The organism is Actinacidiphila acididurans, assembly GCF_016918855.1.
Classification (GTDB): Bacteria; Actinomycetota; Actinomycetes; order Streptomycetales; family Streptomycetaceae; genus Actinacidiphila; species Actinacidiphila acididurans.
In genome coordinates this window covers 40877-55048 of record NZ_JADKYB010000005.1, presented here as the reverse complement: position 1 = coordinate 55048, position 14172 = coordinate 40877, and the positions used below count along the sequence as shown (strand labels likewise).

Annotated in this window: 14 protein-coding genes; 10 read left to right on the top strand and 4 right to left on the bottom strand. The window is 72.4% G+C overall.

The features are described from left to right. The first annotated feature begins 159 nt into the window (after window positions 1-159). From ITX44_RS10495 to hutI, 3 genes are read left to right on the top strand one after another with little or no spacing between them, the layout of a single operon-like run. The gene (locus tag ITX44_RS10495; RefSeq protein ID WP_205357176.1) at window positions 160-1362 is read left to right on the top strand and encodes an allantoate amidohydrolase; all 1203 of its coding nucleotides are present in this window, start codon (window positions 160-162) and stop codon (window positions 1360-1362) included. Beyond that, the gene (locus tag ITX44_RS10490) at window positions 1356-2696 is read left to right on the top strand and encodes a formimidoylglutamate deiminase (RefSeq protein ID WP_205356840.1); all 1341 of its coding nucleotides are present in this window, start codon (window positions 1356-1358) and stop codon (window positions 2694-2696) included. The genes ITX44_RS10495 and ITX44_RS10490 overlap by 7 nt, the downstream gene beginning before the upstream one ends. A gap of 53 nt (window positions 2697-2749) precedes the next feature. Then, a complete protein-coding gene (gene hutI, locus ITX44_RS10485) occupies window positions 2750-3985 on the top strand; it encodes an imidazolonepropionase (RefSeq protein ID WP_205356839.1) in 1236 nt (411 codons plus the stop codon). Window positions 3986-4058: 73 nt separating this feature from the next. On the opposite strand, the gene ITX44_RS10480 is transcribed toward hutI, so the two are convergent. Beyond that, entirely contained in the window at window positions 4059-4910 is an 852-nt protein-coding gene (locus tag ITX44_RS10480; protein WP_205356838.1) for an RNA polymerase sigma factor SigF, read from the bottom strand. Between the two features lie 239 nt (window positions 4911-5149). Between ITX44_RS10480 and ITX44_RS10475 the strand changes: the two genes are divergently transcribed. Together ITX44_RS10475 and ITX44_RS10470 are read left to right on the top strand one after the other, a co-directional pair. Next, a complete protein-coding gene (locus ITX44_RS10475) occupies window positions 5150-5518 on the top strand; it encodes an STAS domain-containing protein (protein WP_205356837.1) in 369 nt (122 codons plus the stop codon). A 185-nt stretch (window positions 5519-5703) separates the two neighbouring features. Beyond that, on the top strand, window positions 5704-6192 hold the full coding sequence (locus ITX44_RS10470; protein ID WP_205356836.1) for an ATP-binding protein: 489 nt from the start codon (window positions 5704-5706) through the stop codon (window positions 6190-6192). Window positions 6193-6229: 37 nt separating this feature from the next. Here the strand turns inward: ITX44_RS10470 and ITX44_RS10465 are convergent, their stop codons facing one another. Continuing rightward, entirely contained in the window at window positions 6230-7762 is a 1533-nt protein-coding gene (locus ITX44_RS10465; protein WP_205356835.1) for a peptide MFS transporter, read from the bottom strand. A 180-nt stretch (window positions 7763-7942) separates the two neighbouring features. Here ITX44_RS10465 and ITX44_RS10460 point away from each other — a divergent pair, with 180 nt between their 5' ends. Both ITX44_RS10460 and ITX44_RS10455 read left to right on the top strand, forming a co-directional pair. Beyond that, a complete protein-coding gene (locus ITX44_RS10460) occupies window positions 7943-8617 on the top strand; it encodes a response regulator transcription factor (RefSeq protein WP_205356834.1) in 675 nt (224 codons plus the stop codon). Between the two features lie 12 nt (window positions 8618-8629). Beyond that, window positions 8630-9898, top strand: a complete 1269-nt coding sequence (locus tag ITX44_RS10455) for a sensor histidine kinase (protein WP_205356833.1) — start codon at window positions 8630-8632, stop codon at window positions 9896-9898. A 47-nt stretch (window positions 9899-9945) separates the two neighbouring features. Here ITX44_RS10455 and ITX44_RS10450 read toward each other — a convergent pair whose 3' ends face one another. Continuing rightward, a complete protein-coding gene (locus ITX44_RS10450) occupies window positions 9946-10491 on the bottom strand; it encodes a GtrA family protein (RefSeq protein ID WP_205356832.1) in 546 nt (181 codons plus the stop codon). A gap of 223 nt (window positions 10492-10714) precedes the next feature. Here ITX44_RS10450 and ITX44_RS10445 point away from each other — a divergent pair, with 223 nt between their 5' ends. The 3 genes from ITX44_RS10445 to ITX44_RS10435 all read left to right on the top strand — a co-directional run bounded on the left by ITX44_RS10445 (window position 10715) and on the right by ITX44_RS10435 (window position 13685). Beyond that, on the top strand, window positions 10715-11854 hold the full coding sequence (locus ITX44_RS10445) for a 5-(carboxyamino)imidazole ribonucleotide synthase (protein WP_205356831.1): 1140 nt from the start codon (window positions 10715-10717) through the stop codon (window positions 11852-11854). Continuing rightward, window positions 11847-12380: a 5-(carboxyamino)imidazole ribonucleotide mutase gene (gene purE, locus ITX44_RS10440; protein WP_205356830.1), complete on the top strand. Its 534-nt coding sequence runs from the start codon at window positions 11847-11849 to the stop codon at window positions 12378-12380. The genes ITX44_RS10445 and purE overlap by 8 nt, the downstream gene beginning before the upstream one ends. Window positions 12381-12500: 120 nt before the next feature. Beyond that, entirely contained in the window at window positions 12501-13685 is a 1185-nt protein-coding gene (locus ITX44_RS10435) for a dipeptidase (protein ID WP_205356829.1), read from the top strand. A 100-nt stretch (window positions 13686-13785) separates the two neighbouring features. Here ITX44_RS10435 and ITX44_RS10430 read toward each other — a convergent pair whose 3' ends face one another. Beyond that, window positions 13786-14151 carry a VOC family protein gene (locus tag ITX44_RS10430; protein WP_205356828.1) on the bottom strand — a complete coding sequence of 122 codons (366 nt, stop codon included), beginning with the start codon at window positions 14149-14151 and terminating at the stop codon, window positions 13786-13788. Between the last annotated feature and the right edge of the window lie 21 nt (window positions 14152-14172).

Genomic DNA, 14172 nt, shown 5'->3' with positions numbered 1-14172 from the left:
GCCGCGGGAGCCGGGCAGGTGCCCGGGCCCGGCCGGGGCGCCGCCCCGGGAGCCCGGCCCGACTCCGCCGGCGACCCCGACTCCACCGGCTCCGCTGCCGACCAGGGATCTCGCGATCCCGGTACGGCCCGGGTGCCGCGCGGCCCCGGCTTCCACGAGATGTGGCGCGACCTGGCCGCCATCGGCCGGCACTCCGGCTCCGGCGGTTACCGGCGCTACGCCTGGACGCCCGCCGACACCGATTGCCGCGCCTGGTTCGAGGCCCAGGCCACCGGCCGCGGGCTCAACTACGAGGTGGACCGCAACGGCAACCAGTGGGCCTGGCTCGGCGACCCCGGCGCCGGGGACGCGGTGGTCACCGGTTCCCACCTGGACTCCGTCCCGGACGGCGGCGCCTTCGACGGCCCGCTCGGCGTCGTCTCCTCCTTCGCCGCACTCGACGAACTGCGCGCCCGCGGCGCCGCCTTCCGCAAGCCGCTGGCCGTCGTCAACTTCGGCGACGAGGAAGGCGCCCGGTTCGGCCTGGCCTGCGTGGGCTCGCGCCTGACCGCCGGCCGGCTCGACCCGGACGACGCGCGGGCCCTGCGCGACGCCGACGGTGTGACCCTGGCCGAGGCCATGACCCGGGCCGGCCGCGACCCCGGCGCCATCGGGCCCGACCCCGAACGCCTGGCCGGGATCGGCGCCTTCGTCGAGCTGCACATCGAACAGGGCCGCGCCCTGGACCTGGAGGACCGCCCGGTCGGCGTGGCCTCGGCGATCTGGCCGCACGGCCGCTGGCGCTTCGACTTCCGCGGCGAGGCCAACCACGCGGGCACCACCCGCCTGGCGGACCGTCACGACCCCATGCTCACCTACGCCACCACCGTGCTGGCCGCCCGCAAGAAGGCACGCCTGGCCGGCGCCCTGGCCACCTTCGGCAAGGTCGACGTGGCCCCCAACGGCGTCAACGCCATCGCCTCCCGGGTACGCGGCTGGCTCGACGCGCGCGCCGCCGACGAGGCCACCCTCGCCGCCCTGGTCGCCGCCGTCGAACAGGCCGCCACCGAGCGCGGCGACCGCGACGGGGTCGGCGTCACCGTCACCCGCGAATCGTTCACCCCGGTGGTGGAGTTCGCGCACGACCTGCGGGACCGCCTCGCCGCCCTGATCACGGCCGCGGGCCCGGGCGGACCCGTACCCGTCCTGCCCACCGGAGCGGGACACGACGCCGGAATCCTGGCAGAGGCCGTGCCGACCGCCATGCTGTTCGTACGCAACCCCACCGGCGTCTCGCACTCCCCGGCGGAGTCGGCGGCCGAGGACGACTGCCTCGCCGGGGTGACCGCACTCGCCGACGTACTGGAAGGTCTCGCGTGCTGACCTACTGGCTGGAGCACGCCTGGCTCGGCACCCACGTCGAGCCGGGCGTCGCCCTGACCGTCGCCGACGGCCGGATCACCGCCGTGCGCACCGAGGCCGACACCCCGCCCCCGGGGGCGACCGTGCTGCGCGGCCTGACCCTGCCGGGCCTTGCCAACGCCCACAGCCACGCCTTCCACCGGGCGCTGCGCGGCACCGTCCAGGTCGGCTCGGGGACCTTCTGGACCTGGCGCGACATCATGTACTCCGTCGCCTACCACCTCACTCCCGACTCCTACTTCGACCTCGCCCGAGCCGTCTACGCCGAGATGGCGCTGGCCGGCATCACCTGCGTCGGCGAGTTCCACTATCTGCACCACCAGATCGACGGCACCCCCTACGACAACCCCAACGCCATGGGCGAGGCGCTGATCGCCGCCGCGGGCGAGGCCGGCATCCGCATCACCCTCCTCGACACCGCCTACCTGCACGGCGGCCTGATCCGCGGCGGCTACCGCCCGCTGGAGGGCGCCCAGGTCCGGTTCGGCGACGGCACCGCCGACCGGTGGTACGAGCGGTGGGCCCAGCTCAAGGGCGGCGACCGGGTGCGGATCGGCGCCGCCCTGCACTCGGTGCGCGCCTTCTCCGACCGCGACGGCTACACGACCTTCCGGCTGCGCACCGAGGGTGTGCCCACCCACATCCACCTGTCCGAGCAGCCCGCCGAGAACGAGGCGTGCCTGGCCGTGCACGGCCGCACCCCCGCCCGGCTGCTCGCCGACTCCGGCTTCTGGGGCCGCGGCACCACCGCGGTGCACGCCACCCACCTCACCGGCGAGGACATCGCCCTGCTCGGCGGCTCCGGCAGCACGGTGTGCATGTGCCCCACCACCGAACGGGACCTCGCCGACGGCATCGGCCCGGCCCCCCAACTGCGCCGCGCCGGCTGCTCGGTGAGCCTGGGCAGCGACAGCCACGCCGTGATCGACCTGCTGGAGGAGGCGCGGGCGATGGAGCTGGACGAGCGGCTGCGCAGCCGCACCCGCGGCCACTGGACGGCGTCCCAACTCCTGCGCGCGGCCACCGAGGACGGTCACGCCGGCCTGGGCTGGCCCGAGGCGGGCCGGCTGGAGGCGGGCGCGCTCGCCGACTTCACCACGATCGCGCTGGACACCGTACGCACCGCGGGGCCCGTGCCCCGGCTGGGCGCCGAGACCGCGGTATTCGCCGCGACAGCGGCGGACGTCCGGCACACCGTGGTCGGCGGCCGGCAGATCGTCCGCGACGGCCGGCACCTGCTGGTGGACGACGTACCGGGCGCCCTGGCCCGGGCGATCGCCGCGAGCCGGGGCTGAGCGCGTGACCGCCGGGCGCACGACAACCCCCGAAAGGCAGGAGTGAGAGGACGATGACGGCCAGTACGGTCATCACCGGCATCGGCAGCCTGGTCACCAACGATCCCTCCCTCTCCGCGTCCGGCGGCGGCACCCGTGGCCCCCGCGACCCCCGTGATCTGCTCGGCCTGATCCAGGACGCGGCGGTCGTCGTCGAGGGCGACCGCATCGCCTGGGTCGGTGAGTCCAGGAAAGCACCACCCACTGACAATCGGGTCGACGCGGCCGGCCGGGCGCTGCTGCCCGGCTTCGTGGACTCCCACTCGCACCTGGTCTTCGCCGGTGACCGCACCGAGGAGTTCGCCGCGCGCATGTCCGGCCGCCCGTACACCGCCGGGGGCATCCGTACCACCGTGGCCGCCACTCGGGCCGCCTCGGACGCCGAACTTTCCGCCAACGTGGCCCGGTTCGTCGCGGAGGCGCTGCGGCAGGGCACCACCACGCTCGAGACCAAGTCCGGTTACGGCCTGACGACCCGTGACGAGGTCCGCGCGCTGCGGATCGCCGCCGAGCACACCGACGAGGTCACCTACCTCGGCGCCCATGTGGTCGCGCCGGAGTTCGCCGACGCCGATGACGCGGCCGGCTACGTGGACCTGGTCACCGGCGAGATGCTCGACGCCTGCGCGCCGTACGCCCGCTGGATCGACGTCTTCTGCGAGGAGGGCGCCTTCGACGGCGACCAGGCCCGTACCGTCCTCACCGCCGGCCTCGCCCGCGGCCTGATCCCGCGCGTGCACGCCAACCAACTCGGCTTCGGCCCCGGTGTGCGGCTGGCGGTGGAACTCGGCGCGGCCTCCGCCGACCACTGCGCCCACCTCACCGACCAGGACGTGGACGCCCTGGCCGGCGCCCGCGACACCGTCGCCACCCTGCTGCCGGGCGCGGAGTTCTCCACCCGCGCGGTCTACCCCGACGCCCGCCGCCTGCTCGACGCGGGCGCCACGGTCGCGCTGTCCACCGACTGCAACCCCGGCTCGTCCTTCACCACCTCGATGCCCTTCTGCCTCGCGGTCGCCGTGCGCGAGATGGGCATGACGCCCGACGAGGCGGTTCGGGCCGCGACGTACGGCGGCGCGCGCGCCCTGCGCCGTACCGACATCGGTACGGTCACCCCGGGCGCGCGCGCCGACCTGCTGCTTCTGGACGCGCCCAGCCACGTGCACCTGGCTTACCGGCCGGGCGTGCCGCTGACGGCGGCGGTGTGGCGGGCGGGAAAACTCGCGTACGCGGCGCCGCACGCCGCGTGACGGACCGGTTACCCGAGTACTGGGAGTGGCGGTCCGGACACCCGGACCGTTGTCACTCCTCGGTCGACCGGCCTCACTCCTCGGCCATCAGCCCCCGCCGCAGCCGCGACAGCGTGCGGCTGAGCAGCCGGGAGACGTGCATCTGGGAGATGCCGAGCCGTTCGCCGATCTCCGACTGTGTGAGATTTCCCACGAAACGCAGCGAGAGGATCTCCCGGTCGCGCTCCGGCAGCTCGGCGATGAGCGGCTTGAGGGACTCGACGTACTCGACGCCTTCGAGATCGTGGTCCTCGTAGCCGATGCGGTCCGCGAGGGCGCCCTCCGGGTCGTCCTCGGCGGGCTGGGCGTCCAGCGAACTGGCGGTGTAGGCGTTGCTCGCCGCCATTCCCTCGACGACGTCGTCCTCGGGCAGCCCCAGCCGCTCGGCCAGTTCCCGTACGGTCGGCGTCCGGTCCAGTTGCTGGGCCAGCTCGTCCCCGGCCTTGGCCAGATCCAGACGCAGCTCCTGAAGGCGGCGCGGGACCCGTACCGACCACGAGGTGTCGCGGAAGAACCGCTTGATCTCCCCGACGATCGTCGGCATCGCGAAGGTCGGGAACTCCACCTCACGGCTCAGCTCGAACCGGTCGATCGCCTTGATCAGGCCGATCGTCCCCACCTGGATGATGTCCTCCATCGGCTCGCTGCGGGAGCGGAACCGGGTGGCCGCGAACTTCACCAGCGCGAGGTTCAGTTCGACCAGGGTGTTGCGGACGTAGGAGTACTCGTGGGTGCCCTCGTCGAGCGACTGGAGACGGGCGAAGAGCGTCTTGGACAGCGCCCGCGCGTCAACTGGTCCGATCTCGTCGTACGGGGGAATTTCCGGGAGCCCCTCAAGACCCTCGAACTGCTCCACCTCTTGATCCAGGCCGAGCCGGGGTGTCATGTGCTCATCCCTCTCTTGCGGCGGTTGGCCGTGCCGATGCCGTACTCCACCCCTACCCCGTGGCGAGGCGGGGCCGCAAGTCCGGCGGCCCGCTCCCGGCGCGCCGCGGGGGCGACGGTCACGCGGGGCACTTGCGCAGGTCGCGTGGGTGACCGCCGATGAATGGCGGCGGCTATCCCTCGGGCAGTGATTCGGCGTAGGGTCGGGACCGCGTGACCAGGGATGCAAGAAGGAGCGTTATGGACCGCGAAGCGGTGGGCACGGCCGACCTGGGACGGCTGCGGGTCGAGGTCAGCCAGCACGGCCACTCCGCGGTGTTCGCTCCGGCCGGAGAGCTGGATCACCACACGGCGGATCTGCTGGCCCAGCCACTGGCTGATGCCGTGGACGGCGGGGCGACCCGTCTGGTGATCGACTGCTCGCAGTTGGAGTTCTGCGACTCCACCGGCTTGAACGTGCTGCTGAGCGCCCGGCTGCGGGTGGACGCCCTGGGCGGGGCGGTGCACCTGGCGGCGATGCGTCCATCGGTCGCCCGGGTGTTCGAGATCACCGGCGCGGAAACGGTGTTCACCCTTCACGACACGCTTGACCAGGCACTTCAGGAGTAATCGCGGTACGGGGGGCGGGGGGCTGTGCGCGTGATTGAGAGGAACCGGCGACGGCGAGCTTTCCTGGCGGCCGGGACGTGTTCCCGGAGATCGACCGGGCAGGAGACAGACGGACCCAGGCCGGTCGGGCCGCAGGCGGCCGGAATCCAGCCGGACAGGCGTGACATCCGTGAGGTGAGGCCCTGATGAGCACCACCCGGCCCTTCGCCGCGGACGACCGTGGCCCGGACTCGGGCGATTCGGACGGCGTGTCCGACGTGGACGCGCAGGCGGTACGGCGACTGGCGCTGTCCGGTGAGAGCGGTGTCGTACCGCGCGCCCGCGACTTCACCCGGCAGGCGCTGCGGGACTGGGGCTGGCTGCCGGCCTCCACCGCCGACCGCCGGGCCGCCGCCGAGGACGTGCTCCTGGTGGTCTCGGAACTGGTCACCAACGCCTGCCTGCACGCCGGCGGCCCCGAGGAGCTGCGGCTGCGACGGGGCCCCAAGGCGCTGCGGATGGAGGTCGTGGACGCCGGCGCGGGCGACCCGGCCCCGCGCACCCCGCACCGGGCCGGGCGGCCCGGCGGGCACGGCATGTTCATCGTCCAGCGGCTGTGCCTCGACTGGGGCGTGGTGCGCAACGGGGACCGGCCCGGCAAGACGGTCTGGGCGGAGCTCGCCGCGCCCGTGTGACGGCCGGCCCCCCGCGGCGCCGGCCGCTGTCAGGCGGTCAGTGCACGCCTCCCATCAGCGCGGCCACCCGCTTGCGGTACATCCACACCGCGTAGCCGGCCAGGCACGCCAGCGCCGCCTCCACGGCGACGACGCCCGTGCCGTTGAGGTTCACCCCGGCCAGTGACAGCAGGCTGGTGGTGCAGTCGCCGGCGGTCACCGCGAGGAACCACACGCCCATCATCTGGCTGCCGTACTTCGCGGGCGCCATCTTGGTGGTCACCGACAGGCCCACCGGCGACAGACACAGCTCGCCGACGGTCTGGATCAGGTAGATGGACACCAGCCACATCGGGCTGACCTTCGTGCCGCCGGTCGCCATGGCCATCGGCAGCACGAAGACGAAGAAGGACGCGCCGATCAGGAACAGGCCCATGGCGAACTTCACCGCCGTGCCCGGCTCGCGGCCGCGGCGGGACAGCCACAGCCAGATCCAGGCCATGACCGGGGCCAGCGCCATCACCCACAGCGGGTTCACCGACTGGTACCAGGAGGAGGGGAAGTGGATGCCGAACAGCTTCCCCGACGCCTTGGTGTCGCCGAAGATCGACATGGTGGAGCCGCCCTGGTCGTAGATCATCCAGAACACGGCCGCGGCCACGAAGAACCAGATGTAGCCGCTCATCCGGGAGCGTTCGACGGGCGCCAGTTCCTTGTCCCGCTTGATCCGCGCCAGCACCAGGACCGGGATCACCAGGCCCACGACGGTGATCGGGACCAGCGCCCAGTTCAGGGTGTAGGTGCCGCTGAGCACCACGATCGCGTAGAAGACGGTGGCAGCGGCCAGCCACAGCAGGCCCTTGCGCAGGGCGGTGTTGCGCTCCTGGCGGGTCAGCGGCTGGGGCACGAGGTCGCTGCGCGGGCTGAGGTGGCGGGTGCCCAGCAGGAACTGGACCAGGCCGAGACCCATGCCGACCGCGGCCAGCGCGAAGCCGAGGTGCCAGCTGTAGTTCTGGCCCACCGTGCCGATCACCAGCGGCGCGGCGAAGGCGCCGATGTTGATGCCCATGTAGAAGACGGTGAAGCCGCCGTCCCGGCGCGGGTCGTCCGGGCCGTCGTAGAGGTGGCCGACCATGGTGGAGATGTTGGCCTTGAGCAGGCCGGAGCCGAGCGCCACCAGGGCCAGGCCGGCGAAGAACGAACCCTCGCCGGGCAGTGCCAGCGTCAGGTGTCCGGCCATGATGACCAGCGCCGCGATGGCGACCGTCTTGCGCGGTCCCCACACCCGGTCGCCGAACCAGCCGCCGGGCATGGCCAGCAGGTACACCATCGCCATGTAGATCGAGTAGATGGCGGTGGCGGTGGCCGCGGTCATCGCCAGGCCGCCGCCCTGCCCGCCCTTGCCCGCGGCGGGGCCGCCGGCGATCAGATACAGCGGGAGCAGGGCGCGCATGCCGTAGAAACTGAAACGCTCCCACATCTCGGTCATGAAAAGGGTGGCCAGTCCGCGGGGGTGGCCGAAGAAGGTCCCGCCGGGCGTGCCGCCTGAGCGGCGCGCGCCGACGTCCCTCGTCGTCAGGCTGGTCGCCATGGATGTGTCCTCGTGGGGAAGGTCCCGGAGTCCGGGATGGGGCATTTGGATACTTTATGGCAGATAACTGTGTGGTATAGACCCATATGAGATACAGATCACATTCACGCCCCACGGGTGCGCTTCCGCCTGCGTGCACCACCCCGTCGCGGCCCCCCGGTGCGGACTACCATCAAGCCCATGACCCGCGTACTTCTCGCCGAGGACGACGCATCCATCTCGGAGCCACTCGCGCGCGCCCTGCGCCGCGAGGGATACGAGGTCGAGGTGCGCGAGGACGGACCGACCGCGCTGGAGACCGCCCTGCTGGGCGCGGTCGACCTGGTGGTGCTGGACCTGGGCCTGCCCGGCATGGACGGCCTGGACGTGTGCCGCCGGATCCGCACCGAGGGGCACACCTTCCCCGTCCTGGTGCTGACCGCCCGCGCCGACGAGGTCGACACCGTGGTCGGCCTCGACGCCGGCGCCGACGACTACGTCACCAAGCCCTTCCGCCTGGCCGAGCTGCTCGCGCGGGTCCGCGCCCTGCTGCGCCGTGGCACCACCGAGCCCGCCCAACCCTCCACCCACGGCGTACGGATCGACGTCGAGTCGCACCGCGCCTGGATGGGGGACGACGAACTCCAGCTCACCGCCAAGGAGTTCGACCTGCTGCGCGTGCTGGTACGGGACGCCGGCCGGGTGGTCACCCGCGAGCAGCTCATGCGCGAGGTCTGGGACACCACGTGGTGGTCGTCCACCAAGACCCTGGACATGCACATCTCCTGGCTGCGCAAGAAGCTCGGCGACGACGCGGGCAACCCGCGCTTCATCTCGACCGTCCGCGGTGTCGGTTTCCGCTTCGAGAAGAACTGACCCGCCGCCTCCATGCGCCGCCGCCTGATCTCCTCCACGCTGGCCGTGGTGCTCGTGGTGATCGCGGTCTTCGGGCTCTCGCTGGTCGTGGTGGAGACCAGGACCATCGAGAGCAGCGCGAAGGACGGAGTGCAGTCGGAGGCCGTCCGGCTGGTCGGCATCGTGGAGAACCGGATCCTGGCCGGTGAGCCGGTCGACGCCAAGAGCCTGAACCCGCAGATCGCCGAGGACCGCTACGCGGTGGTACGTGTCCCCGGGCGCCCCGAGGTGCACCTCGGGGGGCACCCGCGCGGCAAGGTGATCTCCTCCGTGCAGGACGGCGACCACGGCGAGTCCGTCACCGTGGCGGAGCCGCGCTCGGTGGTCAGCGAGCAGATCGGCCGCACCCTGCTGGTGATCCTGGCGGTCGCCCTGCTGGCCGTGCTCGCCGCGGTGGCCCTGGCGGTACGCCAGGCCCGGCGGCTGGCCAGCCCGCTCACCGACCTCGCCGAGACCGCCGAACGCCTCGGCTCCGGCGACCCGCGGCCCCGGCACCGCCGCTACGGGGTGCCCGAACTGGACCGCATCGCCGACGTCCTGGACGCCAGCGCCGAACGCATCGGGCGAATGCTCACCGCCGAGCGCCGGCTGGCCGCAGACGCCTCCCACCAGTTGCGCACCCCGCTGACCGCGCTGTCGATGCGGCTGGAGGAGATCGTGGCCACCGCCGACGACCAGGACACGGTCAAGGAGGAAGCCACCATCGCCCTCGGCCAGGTGGAACGGCTGACCGACGTCGTGCAGCGGCTGCTGACCAATTCCCGCGACCCGCGCACCGGCTCGGCCGTCGACTTCGACCTCGACGAAGTGATCAAGCAGCAGATCGAGGAGTGGCGGCCCGCCTACCAGGCCGAGGGCCGCTCCATGGGGCTGTCCGGCACCCGCGGCCTGCGGGCGGTCGGCACCCCGGGCGCGGTGGCCCAGGTGGTGGCCACCCTCATCGAGAACTCGCTCATGCACGGCTCCGGCACCGTCACCCTGCACACCCGCGTCACCGGCAACCAGGCGGTCGTCGAGGTCAGCGACGACGGACCCGGCGTCCCCTCGGACCTCGGCGCGCGGGTCTTCGAGCGCACGGTCAGCGGCCGCAACTCCACCGGGCTGGGGCTGGCGGTCGCCCGCGACCTGGCCGAGGCGGACGGCGGGCGGCTGGAACTCCTCCAGCAGCGGCCACCGGTCTTCGCGCTCTTCCTCGCGCAGGAGATGCCGCCGCACCCGCGCCGCGAGCAGATCGTCATCTAGATCGGCTGGATCGGCTCGGCCACTGGGCGGTCGGCGCCGCCCCGGGCTCAGCGGCGGTTGATACCGGCCTGCTTCCCCTTCTTCTGGCCGGCCCGCTCGCCCGCCCGGCCGCCGGAGCCGTCCGCCAGGAAGGACTCCGCCTCCTCCACGGCCTCCCGGGCCGGCACCGCCCGGAACACCCAGGTCCGGTAGGACCAGAAGCGGAAGAGGGTGGCCACCCCGATGCCGAGGAACTTGAAGATGTTGCTCTGCAGCCCGCTGTCCCAGCCGAAGCCGTACGTGGCCGTGTAGAGGATGCCGTTCTCGATCACCAGGCCGATGCCGCTGAACAGCAGGAACAGGCTCAGTTCCTTGGCCCGCCCGGCCATGTCGCGGTCCCGGTAGGTGAAGTACCGGAAGCCCACGTAGTTGAAGGCGATGGCGATCAGGGTGGCCAGGATGCTCGCGCGTACGGTCTGCAGACCGGTGTGCTGGCGCAGCAGGTTGAACACACCAATGTTCACCACGACGCCCGCACCGCCGACCGCGCCGAACTTGGCGATTTCCCGGTACATCAGGCCAAGCTTGGTACGCAGCGTGCGCATGAGGCTCATGATGATTGATCGGCCCTGTCTGTGGGGGGTCGGATGCCGGGTGAGGTCCCGTCGTCTGTGATGTCGGTGTGTCCTCGCTCATGCTAGCCAAGTGCCGCGATGATGCCCGCACGGAGCGGGTCATTCGTGTGGTCGTACGCGAACCTGTGCGACAGATACCCTGGTAAGGCCATCCTGGGGCGCCGCCCCGGCGATCCCCGTGTACCACCGGCAGGAACCAGACGTGACATTTCCCGTAGTCGGCATGGTCGGCGGCGGCCAGCTCGCTCGCATGACCCACGAGGCGGGTATCCCGCTCGGCATCCGGTTCAAGATTCTCAGCGACACACCGCAGGACTCCGCCGCCCGGGTGGTGCCCGACGTCACGGTCGGCGACTACCGGGACCTGGAGACGCTGCGCGCCTTCGCCGCCGGGTGCGACGTGATCACCTTCGACCACGAGCACGTGCCCACCGAGCACCTGCGCGCCCTGGAGGCGGACGGGATCGTGGTGCGGCCCGGGCCGGACGCGCTCGTGCACGCCCAGGACAAGGGGGTCATGCGGGAGCGGCTGGCGCGGATCGGGGCGCCCTGCCCGCGCAACCGGATCGTGGCCTCGCCGGCCGACGTCGCGGCCTTCGCCGCGGAGGTCGGCGGTTTCCCCGTGGTGCTCAAGACCGTGCGCGGCGGCTACGACGGGAAGGGCGTGTGGATCGCCCGTTCCGCGGAGGACGCCGAGGAGCCGTTCCGCGCCGGTGTGCCGGTGCTCGCCGAGGAGAAGGTGGCCTTCGTCCGCGAGCTGGCCGCCAATGTCGTGCGCTCGCCGCACGGGCAGGCGGTGGCCTACCCCGTGGTGGAGTCGGTACAGGTGAACGGGGTGTGCGACACCGTGATCGCGCCCGCGCCCGACCTGTCGGACGAGCTGTCCGGTCAGGCCCAGGCGCTGGCCCTGACCATCGCGCGCGAGCTGGGCGTGGTGGGCCATCTCGCCGTGGAGCTGTTCGAGACCACGGACGGGCGGATCCTGGTCAACGAACTGGCGATGCGCCCGCACAACAGCGGTCACTGGACCATGGACGGCGCCGTCACCTCGCAGTTCGCCAACCACCTGCGGGCCGTGCTGGACCTGCCGCTGGGCGACCCGCGGCCGCGGGCCCGCTGGACGGTGATGGCCAACGTCCTCGGCGGCGACTACCCCGACATGTACCCGGCGTACCTGCACTGCATGGCGCGCGACCCGGGGCTGAAGATCCACATGTACGGCAAGGACGTGAAGCCGGGCCGCAAGGTCGGGCACGTCAACACCTTCGGCGACGACCTGGCGGACGTGCGCGAGCGCGCTCACCACGCGGCCGGCTACCTGCGAGGAACGATCGATGAGTGACGCCACCCAGCCCCTGGTCGGCATCGTCATGGGTTCCGACTCCGACTGGCCGGTCATGGAGGCCGCGGCCGGGGCCCTGGCCGAGTTCGACGTGCCGTACGAGGTCGACGTCGTCTCCGCCCACCGCATGCCGCACGAGATGATCGCGTACGGCGAGCAGGCCGACGAGCGGGGCCTGCGGGTGCTGATCGCGGGCGCGGGCGGCGCCGCGCACCTGCCGGGCATGCTGGCCTCGGTGACCCCGCTGCCGGTCATCGGGGTGCCGGTGCCGCTGAAGTACCTGGACGGCATGGACTCGCTCCTTTCCATCGTGCAGATGCCGGCGGGAGTGCCGGTGGCGACCGTCTCGGTGGCGGGCGCCCGCAACGCCGGGCTGCTCGCGGTGCGGATGCTGGCCGCGCACGACGCCGAACTGCGGGCGCGCATGCGTGAGTTCCAGCGGTCGCTGAACGAGCAGGCCACGGAGAAGGGGAAGCGGCTGCGGGCCAAGGTCGCCGGCGCCGCGGGCTTCGGATTCGGAAAGTAGCAGTCGGCCGGGACCGGGCCGCCGGAGTTGTCCACAGGGCCCGGTCCGGTCCGGGCGGCCCCGCGAAGTTTTCCACAGGCCCGAATCGCGGGTCCGGGCCGACTTCATAGAGTGGTCGGCATGGAACCGCTGACTCACGCCCGTGAACTGCTCGCCGCCCACCCCGTCGTGGACGGGCACAACGACCTGCCCTGGGCCCTGCGCGCGCAGGTCTCCTACGACCTGGACCGGCTCGACATCGCCCTCGACCAGCGTGCCCGCACCCATACGGACCTGCCGCGGCTGCGGGCGGGCGGGCTCGGCGCGCAGTTCTGGTCGGTGTACGTACCCTCGGACCTGCCCGGCTCCGCCGCGGTCACGGCGACCCTGGAACAGGTGGACGTGGTCCACCGGATGACGGAGCGCTACCCCCAGGACCTGATGCGGGCGTTGACCGCCGACGACATGGAGACCGCCCGGGAACAGGGCCGGATCGCCTCGCTGATGGGCGCCGAGGGCGGCCACTCCATCGACTGCTCACTGGCCGCCCTGCGGGCCCTGTACGAGCTCGGGGTGCGGTACATGACGCTCACCCACAACGACAACACCCCGTGGGCGGACTCGGCGACCGACAAACCCGAGGCGAACGGGCTGACCGCCTTCGGCGAGGAGGTCGTTCGGGAGATGAACCGGCTGGGCATGCTGGTGGACCTGTCCCACGTCTCGCCGGACACCATGCGGGACGCGCTGCGGGTGACCGAGGCGCCGGTGCTCTTCTCCCACTCCTCCGCCCGCGCGGTCTGCGACCACGTCCGCAACATCCCCGACGACGTGCTCGCGGCGCTGCCGGCCAACGGCGGGGTCGCCATGGCCACCTTCGTCCCCAAGTTCATCCTTCCGGCGGCCATCGAATGGACCCTGGCGGCCGACGAGAACATGCGGGCGCACGGCCTGCACCCGCTCGACACCACGCCCGAGGGCATGGAGGTGCAGCGTGCCTTCGAGACGGCCCACCCGCGCCCGCGGGCCACGGTGAGCACTGTCGCGGACCACCTGGACCACATGCGCGCGGTGGCCGGCGTGGACCACATCGGCATCGGCGGCGACTTCGACGGCACCGCCTTCACCCCCGACGGCCTGACCGACGTGGCCGGCTACCCCAACCTCGTCGCCGAACTCCTCGGCCGCGGCTGGTCGGACGCCGACCTGGCCAAGCTGACCTGGCAGAACGCGGTACGGGTGCTGCGCGACGCCGAGCGCGCCGCGGCGGAGATACGTACCCGCCGCGGCCCGTCCATCGCCCGGATCACCGACCTCGACGGCTGAGCGGGCCCGGCACGGACCCGCTCCGGCCCCTGGCGGGCCTGCCGGGGCGCCGGGCCGTCCCCCGGAAAGCGGCGCCGTGTGGGCGGTCGGGCGCCGTGTGTCAGCAGCCGCAGAGGCAGAAGGGGTGCCCGGCGGGGTCCGCGTACACGCGCCAGTTGCGGGTGCCGTCGAGGTCTCCCTCGAGGAGTTCGGCGCCGAGTTCGACCACCCGCTTCTCGGCGGCCGCCATCTCGGCCCGGGGCACGGCGATGTCGAGGTGGAACTGCTGGGGGCGCTCCGGGTCCGGCCAGGCGGGCCGGCGGTGGTCCGGGGCGAGTTGGAAGGACAGCTGCTGGCCGTCGCGGTTGAGTTCGACCCAGGTGTCGTCCTCGACCTCGACGGTGCCGCCGACCAGCTCGGCGTAGAAGGCGGCCAGGGCCCGGGGGTCGGGACAGTCCAGGACGACGGCGCTGAGAGTGCCGATCATGGTGGTTCCTCTCCGTGGGTC